Origin of the sequence: Pseudoneobacillus rhizosphaerae, assembly GCF_917563885.1 — a bacterium.
In the GTDB taxonomy this organism is placed as follows: domain Bacteria; phylum Bacillota; class Bacilli; order Bacillales; family Cytobacillaceae; genus Pseudoneobacillus; species Pseudoneobacillus rhizosphaerae.
This window is the reverse complement of sequence record NZ_CAKJTG010000046.1, coordinates 1-18,205: the sequence shown is the minus strand read 5'-3', so window position 1 is coordinate 18,205 and position 18,205 is coordinate 1. Positions and strand designations below refer to the sequence as shown.

General features: G+C 37.1%; 21 protein-coding genes and 1 tRNA gene. 8 read left to right on the top strand and 14 right to left on the bottom strand.

What is annotated here, in order from left to right; translation table 11 throughout:
- The 13 genes from LRP83_RS22335 to LRP83_RS22280 all read right to left on the bottom strand — a co-directional run.
- On the bottom strand, positions 1-307 hold a 307-nt coding region (locus tag LRP83_RS22335), incomplete at its 3' end, for a hypothetical protein (protein ID WP_230499043.1).
- A gap of 232 nt (positions 308-539) precedes the next feature.
- Positions 540-800, bottom strand: coding sequence for a phage integrase SAM-like domain-containing protein (locus LRP83_RS23345; RefSeq protein ID WP_354002367.1), 261 nt, complete (start codon positions 798-800; stop codon positions 540-542).
- A gap of 394 nt (positions 801-1,194) precedes the next feature.
- Positions 1,195-1,353: a hypothetical protein gene (locus tag LRP83_RS22330; protein ID WP_230499042.1), complete on the bottom strand. Its 159-nt coding sequence runs from the start codon at positions 1,351-1,353 to the stop codon at positions 1,195-1,197.
- A 229-nt stretch (positions 1,354-1,582) separates the two neighbouring features.
- Positions 1,583-1,654: transfer RNA gene (locus tag LRP83_RS22325), tRNA-Val, on the bottom strand.
- A gap of 202 nt (positions 1,655-1,856) precedes the next feature.
- Complete coding sequence (locus LRP83_RS22320) at positions 1,857-2,144, bottom strand: NAD-dependent epimerase/dehydratase family protein (protein WP_230499041.1); 288 nt, start codon at positions 2,142-2,144, stop codon at positions 1,857-1,859.
- A gap of 104 nt (positions 2,145-2,248) precedes the next feature.
- Positions 2,249-2,740 (bottom strand): NAD-dependent epimerase/dehydratase family protein, encoded by a 492-nt coding sequence (locus LRP83_RS22315; RefSeq protein WP_230499040.1) that lies wholly within the window; start codon positions 2,738-2,740, stop codon positions 2,249-2,251.
- A 13-nt stretch (positions 2,741-2,753) separates the two neighbouring features.
- Positions 2,754-3,836: a CDP-glucose 4,6-dehydratase gene (rfbG, locus tag LRP83_RS22310; protein ID WP_230499039.1), complete on the bottom strand. Its 1,083-nt coding sequence runs from the start codon at positions 3,834-3,836 to the stop codon at positions 2,754-2,756.
- A 15-nt stretch (positions 3,837-3,851) separates the two neighbouring features.
- On the bottom strand, positions 3,852-4,628 hold the full coding sequence (gene rfbF, locus LRP83_RS22305; protein ID WP_230499038.1) for a glucose-1-phosphate cytidylyltransferase: 777 nt from the start codon (positions 4,626-4,628) through the stop codon (positions 3,852-3,854).
- A 608-nt stretch (positions 4,629-5,236) separates the two neighbouring features.
- Positions 5,237-5,527 carry a glycosyltransferase family protein gene (locus tag LRP83_RS22300; protein ID WP_230499037.1) on the bottom strand — a complete coding sequence of 97 codons (291 nt, stop codon included), beginning with the start codon at positions 5,525-5,527 and terminating at the stop codon, positions 5,237-5,239.
- Between the two features lie 9 nt (positions 5,528-5,536).
- Positions 5,537-5,803 carry a glycosyltransferase family 2 protein gene (locus tag LRP83_RS22295; RefSeq protein ID WP_230499036.1) on the bottom strand — a complete coding sequence of 89 codons (267 nt, stop codon included), beginning with the start codon at positions 5,801-5,803 and terminating at the stop codon, positions 5,537-5,539.
- A 252-nt stretch (positions 5,804-6,055) separates the two neighbouring features.
- On the bottom strand, positions 6,056-8,014 hold the full coding sequence (locus LRP83_RS22290; RefSeq protein WP_230499035.1) for a TRAP transporter permease: 1,959 nt from the start codon (positions 8,012-8,014) through the stop codon (positions 6,056-6,058).
- Positions 8,004-8,534, bottom strand: coding sequence for a DUF1850 domain-containing protein (locus tag LRP83_RS22285; protein WP_230499034.1), 531 nt, complete (start codon positions 8,532-8,534; stop codon positions 8,004-8,006). The genes LRP83_RS22290 and LRP83_RS22285 overlap by 11 nt, the downstream gene beginning before the upstream one ends.
- A gap of 98 nt (positions 8,535-8,632) precedes the next feature.
- Positions 8,633-9,637: a TAXI family TRAP transporter solute-binding subunit gene (locus tag LRP83_RS22280; protein ID WP_230499033.1), complete on the bottom strand. Its 1,005-nt coding sequence runs from the start codon at positions 9,635-9,637 to the stop codon at positions 8,633-8,635.
- A 192-nt stretch (positions 9,638-9,829) separates the two neighbouring features.
- Here LRP83_RS22280 and LRP83_RS22275 point away from each other — a divergent pair, with 192 nt between their 5' ends.
- From LRP83_RS22275 to LRP83_RS22255, 5 genes are all read left to right on the top strand, one after another.
- Positions 9,830-10,549, top strand: coding sequence for an alpha/beta hydrolase (locus LRP83_RS22275; RefSeq protein WP_230499032.1), 720 nt, complete (start codon positions 9,830-9,832; stop codon positions 10,547-10,549).
- A gap of 126 nt (positions 10,550-10,675) precedes the next feature.
- Positions 10,676-11,188 (top strand): YjcG family protein, encoded by a 513-nt coding sequence (locus tag LRP83_RS22270; RefSeq protein ID WP_230499031.1) that lies wholly within the window; start codon positions 10,676-10,678, stop codon positions 11,186-11,188.
- A 5-nt stretch (positions 11,189-11,193) separates the two neighbouring features.
- Complete coding sequence (locus LRP83_RS22265) at positions 11,194-11,619, top strand: GNAT family N-acetyltransferase (RefSeq protein WP_230499030.1); 426 nt, start codon at positions 11,194-11,196, stop codon at positions 11,617-11,619.
- 108 nt (positions 11,620-11,727) lie between these two features.
- Positions 11,728-14,013, top strand: coding sequence for a UvrD-helicase domain-containing protein (locus LRP83_RS22260; protein ID WP_230499029.1), 2,286 nt, complete (start codon positions 11,728-11,730; stop codon positions 14,011-14,013).
- Positions 14,014-14,270: 257 nt separating this feature from the next.
- Positions 14,271-14,702 carry a hypothetical protein gene (locus LRP83_RS22255; protein ID WP_230499028.1) on the top strand — a complete coding sequence of 144 codons (432 nt, stop codon included), beginning with the start codon at positions 14,271-14,273 and terminating at the stop codon, positions 14,700-14,702.
- Between the two features lie 145 nt (positions 14,703-14,847).
- Here LRP83_RS22255 and LRP83_RS22250 read toward each other — a convergent pair whose 3' ends face one another.
- Positions 14,848-15,027, bottom strand: a complete 180-nt coding sequence (locus LRP83_RS22250) for a hypothetical protein (RefSeq protein ID WP_230499027.1) — start codon at positions 15,025-15,027, stop codon at positions 14,848-14,850.
- A 17-nt stretch (positions 15,028-15,044) separates the two neighbouring features.
- On the opposite strand from LRP83_RS22250, the gene LRP83_RS22245 reads away from it, so the two are divergent.
- The 3 genes from LRP83_RS22245 to LRP83_RS22235 all read left to right on the top strand — a co-directional run.
- The gene (locus LRP83_RS22245; RefSeq protein ID WP_230499026.1) at positions 15,045-15,284 is read left to right on the top strand and encodes a hypothetical protein; all 240 of its coding nucleotides are present in this window, start codon (positions 15,045-15,047) and stop codon (positions 15,282-15,284) included.
- A 329-nt stretch (positions 15,285-15,613) separates the two neighbouring features.
- Complete coding sequence (locus LRP83_RS22240) at positions 15,614-16,819, top strand: glycosyltransferase (RefSeq protein WP_230499044.1); 1,206 nt, start codon at positions 15,614-15,616, stop codon at positions 16,817-16,819.
- Positions 16,820-17,208: 389 nt separating this feature from the next.
- On the top strand, positions 17,209-18,205 hold a 997-nt coding region (locus LRP83_RS22235; protein WP_230499025.1), incomplete at its 3' end, for a hypothetical protein.

The window sequence follows — 18,205 nt, the reverse complement described above, 5'->3', positions numbered from 1 at the left end:
CTCCAGTATTACCTGTGTTTCCTGTATTACCAGATGGTCCAGTCGGCCCGGTACCACCGGTTGCTCCAGTATTACCTGTGTTTCCTGTATTACCAGATGGTCCAGTCGGCCCGGTACCACCGGTTGCTCCAGTATTACCAGTCGGTCCAGTCGGCCCGGTACCACCCGTTGCTCCAGTATTACCAGTTGGTCCAGTTGGTCCAGTTGGTCCAGTAGCCCCTGGTCTTTTCTTTCGTCTCACTAATGAATCACAGTCATCAATGTGATCACACTCACAATGACTTTTTCTACAATGTCCGCATGACATATAAAACACCTCACTTTTTCAGCTATCATTTAAATATATTTATCGATATTGAAAAGACAATGAAGGCGGATTGTCTATCAACACTCCAAAATGATGAATAGCTTGTTCGATATAATATTTAAGGAGGATAAAAATTGGAACGGTAAATGCTGACTCTGATGTCAAATATTAAAAAATAATAAACAGGCCTATACAATGTGTAAACAGCTATTAATCTACTCTTACAAGAAATTTAAAAGGAAAGGTAGTAACACAACAACTGAAGTTTAACCATGTAATTGAAGAACGCTCTAAGATTATTAATTTTTATTGTTATGGTTACAGGATTATTCCCTTTAGATTTCAAGCAGTAAAGGAGATATGATTTCACTGTATTGTTTGTTACAACTTCTACATTTAGAACTTTCTTTTCAGCACAATATATTGAAACTCTCCTAAATTGATTTGATACGTTTTGATAGTTGTTTAAATAGGTTCTGAAACTCCCTGTCATCTTTATAATCTTGTATAGCAAATTTCAACAACATAAAAAGACCACTTACTTACTAAGGTTTCAAAATCCTTGCAAAACATCTTGATACGACTAAGTTTAATGACCTGTGAGGGATTTAAACCCACGACCCCTTCTCTGTCACTTTTCTAAACTTTCTGTTATGCGTATTTTTGTATAAATTGATTCCATTAAGTCAATTCTAGAAATTCTTAGTAGCAAGAGTATAGATTTCTAAAGCAGGACAAACAAGAAGAGACCATACAATTGGATACCTAAGCCCGCCCATTGAATTTTTTAAATAGAATGGTCCATAATCATCATCATCAAATTTTGCAAAGTAGTCATACACTGACTTTTCAATGGCAAATACAAAGAATCTCCTAATTTATATCCTTTATTCAAAAAAAACTCTTACATTCTCATAGTTATTCGCCTTTTCCAGCCAATTTGCTATATTCATATTTCTCTTTGTTAAAACGATTATTAATCCTTTGTCATCATATATTTGTCTTTCATAATTCTCAAACACATTATTCATAAATTCTTCTCTCATCGTACAGGTAATAATTTAAACCTTTAAATATATCCCCCCGTTGTTCATTTACATTAGTGGAAGATCAACTTAATGTCCCATTCTCATTCTTTTATAAGATATTCTTTAGATTTTTACCTTGTTCCCCCATTTTCTCTCACTCGATTTCCTTTGTGCTAAAATTCAGATAAATCTCTGTTAGACGAAAAAAAGAGCATTGATAACTGATGTTATCAATGCTCTTTTCTGATGACCTGTGAGGGATTCGAACCCACGACCCCTTCCCTGTCAAGGAAGTGCTCTCCCACTGAGCTAACAAGTCAAAATAGTATTTAAAGTATATTTCTTATTATATGGATATTTATAGTGATGTCAAGGCAAACTAAAGAACTTTGGACAAGTACTTCTTTTATTAGGGTATAAAAAAGCCTCATCCCTTCATAGTAAGGTTTGAGACTTTCGAGCTTTCAGTTTATCAAGGTTGACTTATAGCGTTTCAAATATCGTTTTAGACATTCCTGCTTTTAAATCAAATTTCGGGTACCAATTTGGGAGTCTAGTCCCCCTATTCCAGGTATCATTACTTCTCTGTTTCGGTATGGCCGTTTTCCCAAATTGATAGGTAATGTTTTACCTATTAATTCTTCATAAGTTCTAACAATTTCTTTTAAAGGAATTGGATTCTCGGAACTGATTGCAAACGCTTCTTTTTTTCCACATTGACCATTATAATGACGCTCCGCAGCAATCAAGTACGCATTTACTACATCATCAATATAAACTAGATCGATTAATTGTTCTCCCCTGGACATTGCTAGTTCGTTTTGCTTTTTAAAAGCTTTTTAGAGTAATGGGATTATTTTAGAGCGCGAATCGTTTGGACCATACGCATCAAATAGTTTTAGTGTTGTCACTTTTAAAGAGGAAGTTTCCGTATAAAGGTTAATATTGTTTCAAAAGCTTCCTTTGTAGCCGCATATAAATTAACAGGATTGTAATCGATTTGTTCAAAATATGGCCAAGATGTTCCTGTATTAATTAAATGACAACAACCGTGCCTTATCATGGACTCTACAAATTGGCAGCCAAATACTATATTACTTCTTATTAGAGGTTCTATTTCATCAGGTGAGTGATTGACCATCACCAATGGAGCTAGATGAAACACGATATCTGGTTTTGACTTTTGAAGAATTTCAATCATATTTTCTGTTGTACCATTATAACAATATACATTTAGGTTGGAGAGAATATTTTTTAGAGGAGAAAGATCAAATTGTGGCCGATTTAAAATGTGAGTATCATAGCTACTTAAGTCAAGCTGGGTTGTAAGTTGATAGCCGATATATCCCGTGGAACCAGTGACAAGAATCCTTTTGGTATAGTTATTACTTTCTTCAAATCCCATGGTTCACGCACTCCTAGAATTCATGATAAGCATCTATTTGGGACAAACACATTTCTTTAAGATTTTCTTGCTTTTGATAGGCTATTGTCCACTCCGCAACTCTATTAATGGCCTCTTCAATGTTCCATCGAGGTGCCCAACCTAGTATTTTCTTTGCTTTAGAGCAATCTAACTTAAATTGGTTTGCTTCATGAAGTTGATCTCCGCTCGTGATTTCAAGTTTTTCCTGTTCTCCAAGTGTGTTATACAATAAATGCACAATTTCCTTTACAGGTATGACATCCGTATCATTAGGACCAAAATTCCAGCCACCATTGTATTCAACACCATCTTTGTATAACTTTTCTGCAAGTAATAAATAGCCACTTAATGGTTCTAATACATGTTGCCATGGCCTAATCGAATACGGATTTCTAAGCTTTATAGATTCATGATTTAAAATGGATCTAATGCAATCGGGTACTAACCGGTCCCTCGCCCAATCCCCACCGCCAATCACATTACCCGCACGTGCAGAGGCTATTGCTAATAGATGATTTGAATAATTATTAGGATTAAAAAATGAATTTACATAACATGTGGTAACTAGCTCCGAGCATGCTTTACTATTGGAATACGGATCATATCCACCTAGAGTATCATGTTCACGATACCCCCATATCCATTCTTTATTTTCATAGCATTTATCTGTTGTTACATTCACAATAGCTCTATTTTTTAATGTTGTTTCAGTTAGCAGTCTCACAGCTTCAAATAGATTGACGGTTCCCATTACATTCGTCTCATACGTTTCGATTGGGGTAGTATAGGATGTTCGAACAAGTGGCTGAGCCGCTAAATGGAAGATGATATCAGGGTCACACTCGAGGATACTAGAACTAAGATGTTTGTAATCTCTTATATCCCCCATTATAGTCTTAGTAATTTCACTTATTTTACATTGTTCAAATAAACTTGGAGTTGTAGGTGGTTCGAAGGAATAGCCGGTAATATTGGCTCCTAAGGAATGCAACCAAAGACAAAGCCATGAACCTTTGAATCCTGTATAACCTGTTACAAATACTTTCTTATCCTTCCAAAAGGTTTGATTTTTCATTGGTTAATCCTCATTTCACTCCCATATTTTCCACGGAGCCTTTCCAGATTTCCATAATTCTTCTAAATAATTTTTATCACGTAAAGTATCCATCGGTTGCCAAAAACCAGTATGTCTAAAAGCCATTAATTGTCCTAAATTTGCTAGTTTTTCTAGTGGCTCTTTTTCAAGTACTGTTTTTTCATCCTCAAGAAACTGAAAAATTTCTGGCTGCAGGACAAAATAACCACCATTAATCCAGCCCCCATCTCCCTTTACCTTTTCCTTAAAAGCTAATACTTCTTTTTCTTTAGAAATATCCAGAGAACCAAACCGACCAGTAGGTTGAACGGTTGTTAGGGTAGCCATTTTTCCATGGGAATGGTGAAAATCAACCAGTTCCTTTATATCGATATCACCTAATCCATCCCCATAGGTTAATAAAAACGGTTCGTTTCCAATGTATTTTTGAATTTGTTTTACACGTCCACCTGTCATCGACTCTAGTCCTGTTTCTGCAAGAGTAATTTTCCACGGCTCAGTTTTTTGGTTGTATTTGATACTTTGATTGCCCTGTGTAAAATCTACTGTGACATCTGATCGATAAAGATAGTAATTCAAAAAATAGTCTTTAATTTTATAACCTTTATAGCCTAAACAAATAATAAAATCATTAAAACCAAAACTTGAATAGATTTTCATAATATGCCAAAGTATCGGATATTCTCCAATTTCAATCATTGGTTTTGGTTTTAAATGAGATTCTTCGCTAATTCTTGTTCCGTAGCCACCTGCAAGAATGACAACTTTCATTTAGACACCCTCTCCCTCAAAAGCACGATGTAATGTTGTAATCACGTAATCTAACATTTCTTTTGTTAATCCAGGATAGACACCAATCCAAAAGATCTGATTCATAATTCAGTCGGTGCTTTGTAAATCACCAAATAAATCAAATTCAGAAATAAAAGAAAGTACATGAATAGTTGGAAGGAATCCAAAAATAAAAGATTGTACCTTCTAATTCATATGTTTGTAGCTCAGCTAGCTTTTTCCTCCATGAAGATTGTGAACTTGACCAATCAGCTACAAAAGACATTTAAGTTTGTCTAAATTAATTAGTCTTTTATGATCTGGCTCCTCAAAATGCTCTATTTTTACAGATAGAAAATGAACTTCATGTTTCAAGGAAGGATCGTAAATCAATTTTCCTTGGCAAAATAATTAAAGGAGGTTAGTTTCCATTTTTTTATAAACTTTTGATAATTGACCTCTAATGCAGAGCTATAAGAGTATGAATCTTCTTAATAAATCATGCTCCCGAGATGATGTACAAATGAACTTCCTACAAGTGCTAGCCGATGACCCGAAATACGTATTCTTAGAGACCAGTCATCATCATTATAATTTCTTACACCATATCAGAAGTCATTTCCACCAATTAAATCAATCACTTTTTTTCTAAAGACCATGACAGCGCCTATTACTCTATTTAAGGAAAAAATAGTATCCTTATTAGATTCCATAAAATTTTGTGCATACTCGTTCATTTCATCTAATGACTGAAAGCTTGCTCCTGTATGTTGAGGGCCTGAGGCATAAGTAAGATATGGTACCGCAACTCCAATTGTATAATCGTTTTCAATTGCACGAACTAAGCTATCCAACCAATTCTCTGGGATTACTAAATTATTACTGATAATGGTGATCATTTCACCGTTTCAATGCTCTAAACCACTATTAATGCCCACTGGATAGCCAATAATTTCATCTAAATGAACGGTTTTCATCTGAAGTTTATCCTTGTACTTCCTTTCCATTTTTATCAAACTGAATTTAGTTTCATCCACCGAACCATAGTTAACAATAATTAATTCTATCCCCCATTCAAAATAGGAAGGATTTAGTGATTCAATTAGCGTAGTAATTGCTTGCTTCGTAAGGTTCCACTTGTTAAAGCATAATAGAACAAAACTATAGTAGGGCAATCAGAAGCCTCCTTCATTCAAATATTAATGTGCACTAATTTAATGTATGAAAAAGCAGATTATTCGTAAGGGCAAATGTCAGTATTGACTGATAATCCATTGGGGTACATATGGCTTTACAGCATTTTATATAAAAATAGAAAAAAACTCCTTAGGGAAACTAGAAGGGGTTTGGATTTCAATCATATAGATTATTAAATAAAAATAAACAAGGGATGAAGAAAAACAAACTCCCCATCCCTCATAGTCCTCCTATGCATTCGTAGCCAAAGGATTTCCCTTATCATGTTTTTTCTTCGTAAATTGCAGTGCAAATAGTAATATAAATAATCCAAGTCCAACCATGTCAGAGATACCCTCTGGATAGATTAATAATAATCCACCAATCATTCCAAAGATCCGTTCATACCAATACAGCTTCCGTATCCAGTACCCAATAATCCCAGCACCAATTAAAGTCATTCCAGCTACTGCCGTAAAGATCATCCAAATTAGATACGTCCACGTTGTGTCAATCATTAATAATTCGGGCGAAAACACAAACATATAGGGGATGATGAAGGCTGCAATCGCCAATTTGGATGAATCGATTCCTGTCTTGATTGGTTCCCCACCTGATACGGCTGCTGCAGCGAAGGCAGCCAAGGCAACTGGTGGGGTGATGTCTGCGATAATGCCGAAATAAAACACAAATAAATGTGCTGATAAATCTGGTACTCCTAATAATATGATGGCTGGGGCTGCAATCGTTGAGGTAATAACATAGTTGGCTGTTGTCGGAGAACCCATTCCTAAAATTAGTGAAGCAATCATCGTGAAGAATAATACCAATAATATTTCTCCGCCAGCTAAATCAAGTAATCCATTTGCGAGCTTCAAGCCTAGTCCTGTCTTGGTTACTACTCCCACAATCATCCCGGCAGCTGCGGTTGCAGCCGCTACTGGTAAAGCCGTCCTAGCTCCATCAACGAGAGCCTCGATAATTCCCTTAAAGCCCATCCTTGTTTTCTTCTTTAATCCACTTAATACCACAGTGATTAATATCGACCAAAGGGCTGAGCGCATGACACTCATTCCTGTCATCAATAAGATTAATACTGCAACAATGGGAAGTAACAAGTAAAGGTCTTTGATGATTTCCTTTTTGTCTGGCATCTCGTCTTTGGTTAGTCCTCTAAGTCCTAGTTTCTTTGCCTCAAAGTGGGTCATGATCCAAATTCCTGTAAAATACAAAATCGCTGGAATGGCCGCTGCTTTGGCAATTTCCCAGTAAGTTATTCCGCCAATAAACTCCACCATCAAAAAGGCAGCTGCTCCCATGATTGGGGGCATGAGCTGACCACCTGTTGAGGAAGCAGCTTCTACCGCACCAGCAAATTCCTTCTTATATCCTAATCTTTTCATCATCGGGATGGTAAAAGCACCCGATGTCACTACGTTTGCAACCGAGCTTCCACTTATTGTTCCTTGTAAAGCACTAGAGAAAATCGCTACCTTTGCCGGTCCTCCTACACTTCTACCGGCAAATGCTACCGCTAAGTCATTGAAATATTGACCTACTCCAGTTTTAACTAGAAAGGATCCAAACAATAGGAATAGAAAGATGAAGGTGGACGATACGCCAAGAGGTGTGCCAAATATCCCTTCCGTTGTGTAAAACATCGTTTGAACTAATCGAGTCATATCTAAACCACGATGGGCAATGAATCCGGGCATATACGGTCCGTAGAGAGCATATCCCAAAAATATCATCGCAATAATGGTAATGGGTAAACCAACCGTTCTTCTGGTCGCTTCTAAAACTAGTAAAATCCCTGCTAGACCGATATAAAAGTCTAAATCCGTTAAGCGACCTATCCTCATTACAAGCTCGTCTATCATCAAAGGCCAATAAGCGCCGACCACAATTGCAATGATCGCTAATAAAATATCATACCAAGCTACCTTATTCTTACCTAAATTCTTCTTTCTAGCTGGAAAAAGCAAGAAAACAAGAGCTAATGCAAATCCTAAATGGATGGACCGTTGCAATTGAGCAGTAAGTTGACCGTATATTCCTGTATAGAGCTGAAAGAGCGAAAAGGATAATAGACCAAGAAAGACAATCCATCCTATGACTCCTTTTAGCTTTCTCGTACCAGCTTCTGGGTCATACTTCTCCAGCAGCTCTTGTTGCTCGTTCTCTGATAACGTTCCTTCATTAAGATTCAAGTATGTCCACTCCTTTCATCAATTGTACTAGATTGATTTTTTTCACCTCAACGTGGACCGATGTGCCAGGGGTAATACTACTTGATAGTGGGTACTCCTTGTATTTATAAATCAGCGTGTGATTAGCCTTCACCTTTCCAACCCTTAAGTCAAAGGAAGGAAACGACCGTTTCATATTTTTGATAAAATATTTCCCATCCTTTTCTTCAAAAACTTCTCCTTCTTCTGAGTTAGCCGGCATCCCAATCGCAAAATCCTCATACATTAGTTCGTACTGTTTTATTTGATTGTTTTTCGTGATTTTGTAGCTTTCCACTACAATTGATAGATGAATAGAGTGTGTATATTTCATTTTGAAAGTATCCATTCTCCCTAAAGGAAGATAGGCAAGTAAGATACCGGTATTTTGATATTCAAAAACAAGGGCTTTCTTGAAGGGAAGAAACAGGCTTAACGCTATTAAGACAGGGATCAATAGGATGAAAAGAAGTCTTTTATTTTTTTTTGTTAAAAGTATCATTTTCTTCCCCTTCTCTATTTTGATGTTATAAGAATATGACCGGTCCTTAACCCATATTGGGATCAAGACCGGTCATATTTTGTTAAACGGAAAGATAGCTAGTCCGCTGAAATGCCTTTTTCATCATAATATTTTTGAGCTCCGGGATGAACTTCAATTCCTACACCGTTTAGCGCATTTTCCGCTTTAATTAATTTTGCTTTTGCATGACCAATCTCGTCTGTATTTTCAAAAATAGCCTTTGTAATATCGTATACAAGTTGTTCAGATAAGTCTTCACGAACGACTAACATCGCTAAAACGGCCACTGTTGGCACGGAATTCGTTAATCCATAAACACCTGAAGGAACTTCATCCTTTGCGTAGTAAGGATATTTAGCAATTAGTTCCTCCGCTTTATCCGCTTCAATAGCTAGGATGACGACATCTTCTGTTGCTCCCAATCCCTCTACGGCTCCTGTTGGAGTTCCAGCCGTAACGAAGGCTACATCGATAGAACCATCTTGAATTCCCGCAGTGGATTCATCAAATGAAAGATGTTTTGCATCGATATCTTCCATTGTAATACCGTGAATCTCCAGAATTTGTTCTGCATTTGCAAAAGTTCCCGAACCTGGCGCCCCTACTGATACCTTTTTCCCTTTCAAATCAGCAATTGTTTTAATTCCCGATTTTGCGGTTGTGACGATTTGTACCGTTTCAGGGTAAAGAGTTCCAATTGCCTTTACATTATCTACTACATTACCTTCAAACATTAATTTTCCTTCTTTTGCATACGATGCAATATCTGTTTGCGTAAAGGCAATTTCAGCATTACCATCTTTTAGGGTTGTCATATTTTCTGCAGAGGCTCCAGAAACTTCTGAATTTGTTTCAATACCCGTTTCATCGCTAATAATGTTTGCCATCGAACCACCTAGTGGATAATAGGTTCCTCCTGTTCCACCAGTAACAATACTCATAAATTCAGGATTTTCTGTTTCTTCGCCAGTTCCATCAACTGAGTCTTTGTCCTCATCTTCTTTTTTATCTCCACAAGCAGCTAAAAACATTGAAATCATCAATACCATAATGGTCATCCATAGAAATTTTTTCTTTCTCAACTTACATCCCCCTTAAAAATTTTTAGTTGGATTGTTATCACTTTCCACTATTAATACAATGCGATTTGGCCAAACATTATGCATTAACATTACAGAAGATATTTCAGTGAATGAAAAATTTGTGTTACAATTTTTAAAAGAAGGATTATTAGCTCTTAAGAAAGCAAATTATATTTAAAGGAAGGATAATGGATGATAAAAGGATTCACAAAGGATTATCGGCTTTACAGTGAAGCGCTTCAGGAAGAGGTTCAAATGTTCATTTACTTCCCTGGATCCTACACGCCACTTTATAAATATAATGTGCTCATCGCACAGGATGGTCAGGATTATTTTCAGCTTGGAAGAATCGCCCGATTGGCTGATCAATGTATACATAATAAAGAAATGGCAAATACGATAATTGTCGGATTACCTTATCGAGATGTTCAGGATCGAAGACAGAAGTACCATCCAAATGGTGACCGAAACCGTGCATATATACGATTTTTAGCACATGAGCTTGTACCTTTTCTTGACCGTGAATTCCCTACTTATCAGATGGGAATGGGACGCACACTTATTGGAGATTCCCTTGCTGCCACGGTTTCATTGATGGCTGCATTAGAATATCCCCACACTTTTGGAAAGGTTATTTTGCAATCTCCTTATGTTAATGAAACGGTATTATCTGAGGTTAATAAGTTTGACACAACGCATTTAATTGATGTTTACCACGTTGTTGGAACTGAGGAAACGGATGTTCAAACACAAAACGCAAATGAGAGGAATTTTTTAGAAGCTAATCGGAAATTGTCCACCCTATTAAAAGATAAGAATTTTTCGTATTTTTATGAGGAGTTTCAGGGTGACCATACATGGACCTTTTGGCAGCCTGATTTAGAAAGAGCATTAGTTCGAATGCTAAAATAATGAAGTATTTTAGGTCAATTTTGTGAAATTTTACTTATTATAACAAAAGTTTGTTATAATATTTAGAAATATCACTTAACATACTTTCTATTGATTCACAAAATAAAATCTTATGGAGGTATTGAAATGAAATTTGGAGTAGTGATTTTCCCATCAAAAAAACTTCAAGATTTAGCAAATTCTTACCGAAAGCGTTATGATCCGCATTATGCCTTGATTCCTCCACATTTAACAATCAAAAATGCTTTTACTGCTACCGAGGAAGAAGCTACCTACTTAGCAACTCAACTTAGAGAGATTGCCAACAATTATAGCCCATTACAATTGAAGACAAGTAAGTACAGCTCTTTTCATCCCGTCAATAATGTTATTTACATGAAGGTGGAATCCACGTCTGATTTGGAAAGTCTTCAATCGGAAGTCAATGAAAAATTAGACCATGAAAAGTCCGAATATGCGTTTGTACCTCATATCACCATTGGTCAAAATTTATCAAATGATGAACACTCAGATGTATATGGTTCACTCAGAATGAGTCAATTTCAACATGAAGAAGTCGTTGATCGATTCCACCTTTTATATCAACTTGAGAATGGGTCTTGGACAGTTTATGAAACATTTCGTCTTGGAAAGGAATAAAATTAATGATCTTAAAGGTAGTTGCAACTGAAGAAGAACTTAATGATGCTTTTTCCATTCGGAAAGAGGTCTTTGTTCATGAACAAAACGTCCCTGAAGAATTAGAAATTGATGAGTTCGAAGATGATTCCATTCATTTTGCTCTATATCAAAACAATCGACCTGTTGGTGCTGGACGATTCCGCGAGTTAGACGGGTTCGGAAAAGTAGAACGGATCTGTGTGGCACAAAATGTTCGTGGTACTGGAGCAGGTAAAGTAATCATGCATGGGATTGAAGAACATGCAAAAGGGAAACAAATTTCAACGCTTAAGTTAAATGCTCAAACATCAGCGATTCCTTTTTATGAAAAACTTGGATATGAAATAATTTCCGAAGAATTTATGGATGCAGGAATCCCGCATAAAACAATGAAGAAAACTCTTGTCTAACTAGACAGGAGTTTTTTCATTTGATGATTCTCCACATTTTTTCCTCTTTAGGTTCTGATTTATTTTTGATATGATAGTCTCTATGAATTACGCCTAAGGGGAATACTCATGAAAACTGCTATCTATCGTCAAGAAACCATTAATATAGAAAACTATCCTCGTGAGCTTTTTCATCAGCTCTACTTAGCTGGAAAAAAGGAAACGCTGTTTTGTTCTGTCTGTCAAAAACCAGTTCAGCTTTATTTAGGGATGAAACGAGATCCTTATTTTTTCCATTCCAATTCTTCATTAAATGATTGTAAAGGAACGGAAGCTCCAGTTCAAGTTACTGAAGTATCAATTGAGCAAAACGGATTTATTATACCGAAAAGCCGGAGCATTTCAGACACTCAAACACGACAACCTTCCTTTCGTAAAGCCAAACTCTTACCAATCAAAGCTTCTTTTTCAAAAAACAATCCAGCAAAAGCCAACATTTCCGACTCTTATGTTCAAAGGCTCTTTCATTCTGAGATTCCTCTCGATTACAATCAATTGCAAGCGGTTCTTGAATCGGACAGGCCTTTACTTGTATTATCTGGTGCTGGTAGTGGAAAAACTAGAGTGTTAACAACGAAAACAGCATATTTAATTAACGAAAAAAGGGTTGAGCCAAAAACGTTGATGCTTGTCACGTTTACAGCGAAGGCAGCCAATGAAATGAAGCAACGATTACAATCTTATCCAGATATGAACTTTACTCAAATTAATCAATTAGTAACTGGTACCTTTCATAGTATTTTTTATCGAATTCTCATGCATCATCAGCCTGATCAATGGAATTTCGAAAAAATATTGAATAAAGATTGGCAAAAAGAACGGATTATTCGTGATGCAGGAAAAGAATTGGAGCTAAACGAAAAGGAGTTTGCCTTCGATCTTGCGTTACAGCAAATTGGCTTTTGGAAGAATTCCCTCCTTCTTCCTCACGAAGTAAAAACCGAATCTAAATGGGAGGAGCAAGTTGCCTTCCTATATAAAAAATATGAGGAAACGAAGAAAAAGAATGAACTTTTTGATTTTGATGATATGTTAGTTGGTTGTTACCAGCTATTTTCAGAGAATCCTTCTCTATTAGAACGTTACCAACAACGATTTCAATATTTTTTAATCGATGAATTTCAAGACATTAATAAGGTTCAATATGAACTTATTAAACTTTTATCTAGGATTCATAAAAATGTGATTGCCGTTGGCGATGATGATCAATCGATTTATGCTTTTCGAGGTAGTGATCCCGACTACTTAATTCACTTTGAACGAGATTTTCCTAATGCAAAGGTTATCAAATTAGAAGAGAACTATCGCTCTTCTCATGAAATTGTTTCTACCGCTAATGAAGTCATTTCTCACAATAAAAAGCGTCGAGCTAAAGTAATGAAGGCACAATTTTCATTAGAGAAGCCTCCTGCCATCTTTTTTCCATTAGATGAAGAGGAAGAAGCAACGATGATTGTGACAGAAATTCAAGAGAAGATTGCAAATGGTGCAAAGCCTTCTGACTTTGCGATTCTTTTTCGAACGAATGCTAGTGCAAGAGCTATTTTTGAACGATTAGTCACTTCAAGTTTACCGTTCCGAATTACACAAGACGCTGAGTCATTTTATGACCGATTTATCCCTCGGAGTGTCCTAGCCTATTTAAAGCTTAGTATGAATGAAGATGATGCAGATGCCCTAAATACGATACTTCCAAGTTTATTTTTGAAGCAAAGTGTGTTAAGGGATTTGAAAGCAGAAAGCATATTAAACGACTGTAGTCTAATTGAAGCCCTTTCATTGATTAATACTGGCTTTAGTTTCCAAGATAAAAAACTTAAACTATTTCCTAGTATTATTCGTTCCTTAAAGCAGCTTAGCCCAGTGATGGCTATTGATCGTATTACAAAGGATATTGGCTTTGAGGATTACCTTAAAAAGCGTGGAAGTGAAGGTAATAAGCTTGAAAAGGGTTCTGATGATATAAAGGATTTAAAGGTTTCTGCTAAGTCATTCGGAAATCTCCAAGAATTCTTACTTCATGCCGAACATATGTCGGCACAAAATAAAGAAATGAAAAAGATAAGTAAAAATATCGATAATGCTATTACGTTAAGTACGATTCACCGTGCAAAAGGACTTGAGTACGATTCCGTATTTGTACTTGGCGTAGTCGACGGCAGCATTCCCCACGATTTTGCATTGGAAGAGTTCAGAAATGGAAATGTTGATGCGTTAGAAGAAGAACGAAGACTTCTATATGTGGCGATGACACGGGCAAAACATCATCTCTATTTGTCTATTCTAGAAAATAGACGTGGAAAAATAGCCAATCGATCTCGTTTTTTAACTAATCTATTAAAAAAACCGAAGTAGACTCAACGACATACAGTTAGAGGATGTCTTAGAAAAGGTATGAACCATCGCCTTTTTTGAGACATCCCTTTTTATTTTCTAACTAAGTTAGATCCTATTGCTTGAAAAAAATAGGTATTTTTATCATTTTAGATTCTTTGACATCCCCACTCAACGTTTGTCCGATGCGAGCTCGATTACTAATCAATATACATATAAGGCAAGTACAAATAAGTATTAAGGTGGTGAAAAGATGTCCTCACATCAAGAGAAAAAACATGATTGCGACAAACACAAACACAAGCATAAGCCAAAACCAAAGCCGAAGCATAAGCATTGCGATAAAAAGGAACATAAATGCGAACAAAAGTGTGATTGTAAGGAAAAATGTCACGTATGCAAAGAATGCGACTGCAAATGCAAATGCAAAGAAAAAGAGTGCAAGGAAAAAGAATGTAATAAATGTAAAGAGTGCGATCGCAAATGCAAATGCAAAGAAAAAGAGTGCAAGGAAAAAGAATGTAAGGAATGTAAAGAGTGCGATTGCAAATGCAAATGCAAAGAAAAAGAGTGCAAGGAAAAAGAATGTAAGGAATGTAAAGAGTGCGATTGCAAATGCAAATGCAAAGAAAAAGAGTGCAAGGAAAAAGAATGTAAGGAATGTAAAGAGTGCGATTGCAAATGCAAGGAAAAAGAATGCAAACCAGTAGTTTCTGTAGTTAAAGACTGCATTTCAATTGAGTTCACTGTTCCTCATGATAAAGAACAAACGGTTTTCTCTACTAACAATAATATAATTGCTTCCGGTTTCATTAGCTATGACTGTGGTGATGCCAGATTTATTACTGTTAGATTTTACGACGGTCCAAATGAAGTTGGTAATAGCATCCAAGTATTCCAAGACAGTAGCGTTGCCTTTAACCTTTCAGGATTTAATAGAATCTCCGTAACCTGTCCTGCAAATGCTTCTGGTACTATCCCTGGCTTTGGAGATGACTGCCCTGGTGTATGTGAAGGTGCAATCAACCTTATCATAAGATTTCCACTAGATTTTGATAATAACTTATAGAGGTGAAATTTATAAAAGCAGAAATTGTGGTGTTACTTTCACAGCTACGGGAATCTTTGCTGTAGTTAATGGGCCAAATCCACCAAATTGTTTCGCATTTGGTTCGGGTACCCTTGTCGTCAACCAATGTGATCTATTATCCGTTAGAGTTGTCAGAACTGCTGGTAACACTGGCGCCTTAGAGAACGGTGCGGCAGCAACAATTATCCTGACTACACCCTAACAGAATACTTTTAGATTCGAGGATGGATTATTTATTGAATTTAAAGGGATTGGCTGAAAACCAATCCCTTTAAATTCACCATTATGTTATTTTTATTATTTTTACTATTAAACTTATTATGAAAATTAGCTATCAAATATCCTTCCATCCAATAGTCAAAATGCCGTTACACATTATTATGTCCTTAAATAAATATAAATAAGGAAATAGGAAGGTACTAAACTAAACCGACCTCCAATTCTAATTATGAGGAGAAAACTATTGTGAACAATATTCAATCACAAGCTGCAATTTCCGGTAAGAAACAAGTAAAGAAAATATGCCTTTGTATGATTGTAAAAAATGAATCCAAAATTATTGAAAGATGCTTAAATTCAGCAAAATCAATTATTGATTATATATCCATTTGTGATACAGGTTCTAATGATGGAACCCCCGAAATAATTAATAACTGGTGCAAAGAACACAATATACCAGGAACGGTTCATTTTGCGGCTTTTAAAAATTTTGGATTCAATAGAACCTTAGCCATATCAATGGCTCAAAAAACCTACCCTCAAGCAGATTACATGTTATTGCTAGATGCTGATATGATTTTAGAAGTGGAACACCCTTTTGATAAGAGTAGCTTAGAAATGGATCAGTATCTTACTCCCCAATATAATGACCAAATAAAATTTTGGTTAACTAGATTACTTAAAGCTTCATTGCCCTGGAGATCTGTAGGTGTTACCCATGAGTATTGGGATATTGATTATTCGAAGTTAAAGGCTGGACCTTTTTCCTATTTTAATACAAAGGGGAGATTGAATAATTTAGTCATTAATGATCAACAAGATGGTGGCAGTAGAACAGATAAATTTGAACGAGACAAACGATTATTATTAGAAGGAGTCCAAGACCCATTAACCCCACCTGATCTTAAAATCAGATACATGTTCTATCTAGGGCAAACCTATTTATGCCTCGATGAGTATGAAGATTCAATCTATTGGTATAAAAAGAGGGTCGAAGCTGGTGGTTGGGTCGAAGAAGTTTTTTATTCACTTTTAAAGATAGGTCTACTTTATGAACTCTTGTCAAACCGAGCTAGAGATCGTCGCAACGAATTAATTAAGGAATCAGAAAGAAATTCTTCAATAGTTGCCCCTTCAATTATCGAAGAATTAATTCATGAAGAAGAACAATTTTTCGCACTGGCAACTACCTACCTTCAAAATGCTTGGGAATACAGAACATGTAGAGCGGAGCCATTATATCACCTGGCAAAAATGTATCGGATGAAATCAAAACACAATTTAGGATTGATGTATGCTTTACAAGGTAAGGAAATCTCCTTCCCTCAAGATGATATTCTTTTTGTCGATTATCACGTCTATAATTATCTCTTTGATTTTGAAATATCAATCTGTGCAAATTATATTACTTCAAAACTAGATATTGGACGCGCTGCACAAAAACGACTCGAATCCAAAATTGAACAGTTACCACACTATATAGCCAATGCTGTTGAATTAAATTCAAAGTTTTGGTAGTTTGAGCTGGGGGCTTTGTATAAGCAGCCCCCACTTATACAAATTCAATTGTAATTAATTCATAGTTTCAATTTTTATACCAATTTGTTTCTTAAAACTAATGATTGTCTACTCTCTTCCCTATTCATTAATCCTCCCAATTACATTTTCTTGATATAGATTATTAGACTTTACAAGATGTGAATAGTTACCCAATTTTATAGGTTTATTTTTTATTTTTTTATTCAAAAACAAATCTAAGCAATATACCGTGTCAATTCCTTGCCTCCTTAAATAATATATCGAACAAGCTATCATTATTTGGAAGTGTTGAAAGACAACCCTACCTTGTTTTTTCAATATTATTAAATAAATTCACGTGAAAGCTTGTAGATTGTGAGGTGTTTTATTTGTCATGTAGACATTGTAGAAAAAGTCATTGTGAGTGTGATCACATTGATGACTGTGATTCATTAGTTAGAAGAAAGAAACGAGCCGGGGCTACTGGACCAACTGGACCGACTGGTAATACTGGAAACACCGGTAATACTGGAGCAACCGGTGGTACCGGGCCGACTGGACCTACTGGTAATACTGGAAACACGGGTAATACTGGAGCAACCGGTGGTACCGGGCCGACTGGACCGACTGGTAATACTGGAAACACGGGTAATACTGGAGCAACCGGTGGTACCGGGCCGACTGGACCGACTGGACCGACTGGTAATACTGGAAACACGGGTAATACTGGAGCAACCGGTGGTACCGGGCCGACTGGACCGACTGGTAATACCGGAGCAACAGGTAGTACTGGACCAACCGGAAATACTGGAAATACCGGAGCAACAGGTAGTACTGGCGCTATTGGACCAACCGGACCTACTGGAAACACTGGAGCAACAGGGGCTACTGGTGGAACTGGCGCTACTGGCGCTACTGGAGCAACTGGCGCTACTGGCGCTACTGGTGAAGCTGGCGCTACTGGAGCAACTGGGGCTACTGGTGAAGCTGGCGCTACTGGCGCTACTGGTGAAGCTGGTACTACTGGGGATACTGGAGCAACTGGCGCTACTGGTGAAGCTGGTGCTACTGGAGCAACTGGCGCTACTGGGGCTACTGGTGAAGCTGGAGCTACTGGGGCTACTGGCGCTACTGGGGCTACTGGTGAAGCTGGCGCTACTGGAGCAACTGGGGCTACTGGTGAAGCTGGCGCTACTGGAGCTACTGGTGCTACTGGCGCTACTGGAGCTACTGGTGCTACTGGTGCTACTGGCGCTACTGGGGCTACTGGCGCTACTGGTGCAACTGGTGCTACTGGCGCTACTGGAGCAACTGGGGCTACTGGTGAAGCTGGCGCTACTGGAGCAACTGGCGCTACTGGTGAAGCTGGCGCTACTGGAGCAACTG

Bases quoted from the DNA above. Each gene is read 5' to 3' on its own strand.
- LRP83_RS22320 (WP_230499041.1), bottom strand. From the start codon at position 2,144: ATGTCCAGGGGAGAACAATTAATCGATCTAGTTTATATTGATGATGTA.
- LRP83_RS22315 (WP_230499040.1), bottom strand. From the start codon at position 2,740: ATGGGATTTGAAGAAAGTAATAACTATACCAAAAGGATTCTTGTCACT.
- LRP83_RS23345 (WP_354002367.1), bottom strand. From the start codon at position 800: ATGACAGGGAGTTTCAGAACCTATTTAAACAACTATCAAAACGTATCA.
- LRP83_RS22240 (WP_230499044.1), top strand. From the start codon at position 15,614: ATGATTGTAAAAAATGAATCCAAAATTATTGAAAGATGCTTAAATTCA.
- LRP83_RS22285 (WP_230499034.1), bottom strand. From the start codon at position 8,534: ATGATACTTTTAACAAAAAAAAATAAAAGACTTCTTTTCATCCTATTG.
- rfbF (WP_230499038.1), bottom strand. From the start codon at position 4,628: ATGAAAGTTGTCATTCTTGCAGGTGGCTACGGAACAAGAATTAGCGAA.
- LRP83_RS22300 (WP_230499037.1), bottom strand. From the start codon at position 5,527: ATGATCACCATTATCAGTAATAATTTAGTAATCCCAGAGAATTGGTTG.
- rfbG (WP_230499039.1), bottom strand. From the start codon at position 3,836: ATGAAAAATCAAACCTTTTGGAAGGATAAGAAAGTATTTGTAACAGGT.
- LRP83_RS22270 (WP_230499031.1), top strand. From the start codon at position 10,676: ATGAAATTTGGAGTAGTGATTTTCCCATCAAAAAAACTTCAAGATTTA.
- LRP83_RS22260 (WP_230499029.1), top strand. From the start codon at position 11,728: ATGAAAACTGCTATCTATCGTCAAGAAACCATTAATATAGAAAACTAT.
- LRP83_RS22265 (WP_230499030.1), top strand. From the start codon at position 11,194: ATGATCTTAAAGGTAGTTGCAACTGAAGAAGAACTTAATGATGCTTTT.
- LRP83_RS22275 (WP_230499032.1), top strand. From the start codon at position 9,830: ATGATAAAAGGATTCACAAAGGATTATCGGCTTTACAGTGAAGCGCTT.
- LRP83_RS22255 (WP_230499028.1), top strand. From the start codon at position 14,271: ATGATTGCGACAAACACAAACACAAGCATAAGCCAAAACCAAAGCCGA.
- LRP83_RS22330 (WP_230499042.1), bottom strand. From the start codon at position 1,353: ATGAGAGAAGAATTTATGAATAATGTGTTTGAGAATTATGAAAGACAA.
- LRP83_RS22250 (WP_230499027.1), bottom strand. From the start codon at position 15,027: ATGATAAGGTTGATTGCACCTTCACATACACCAGGGCAGTCATCTCCA.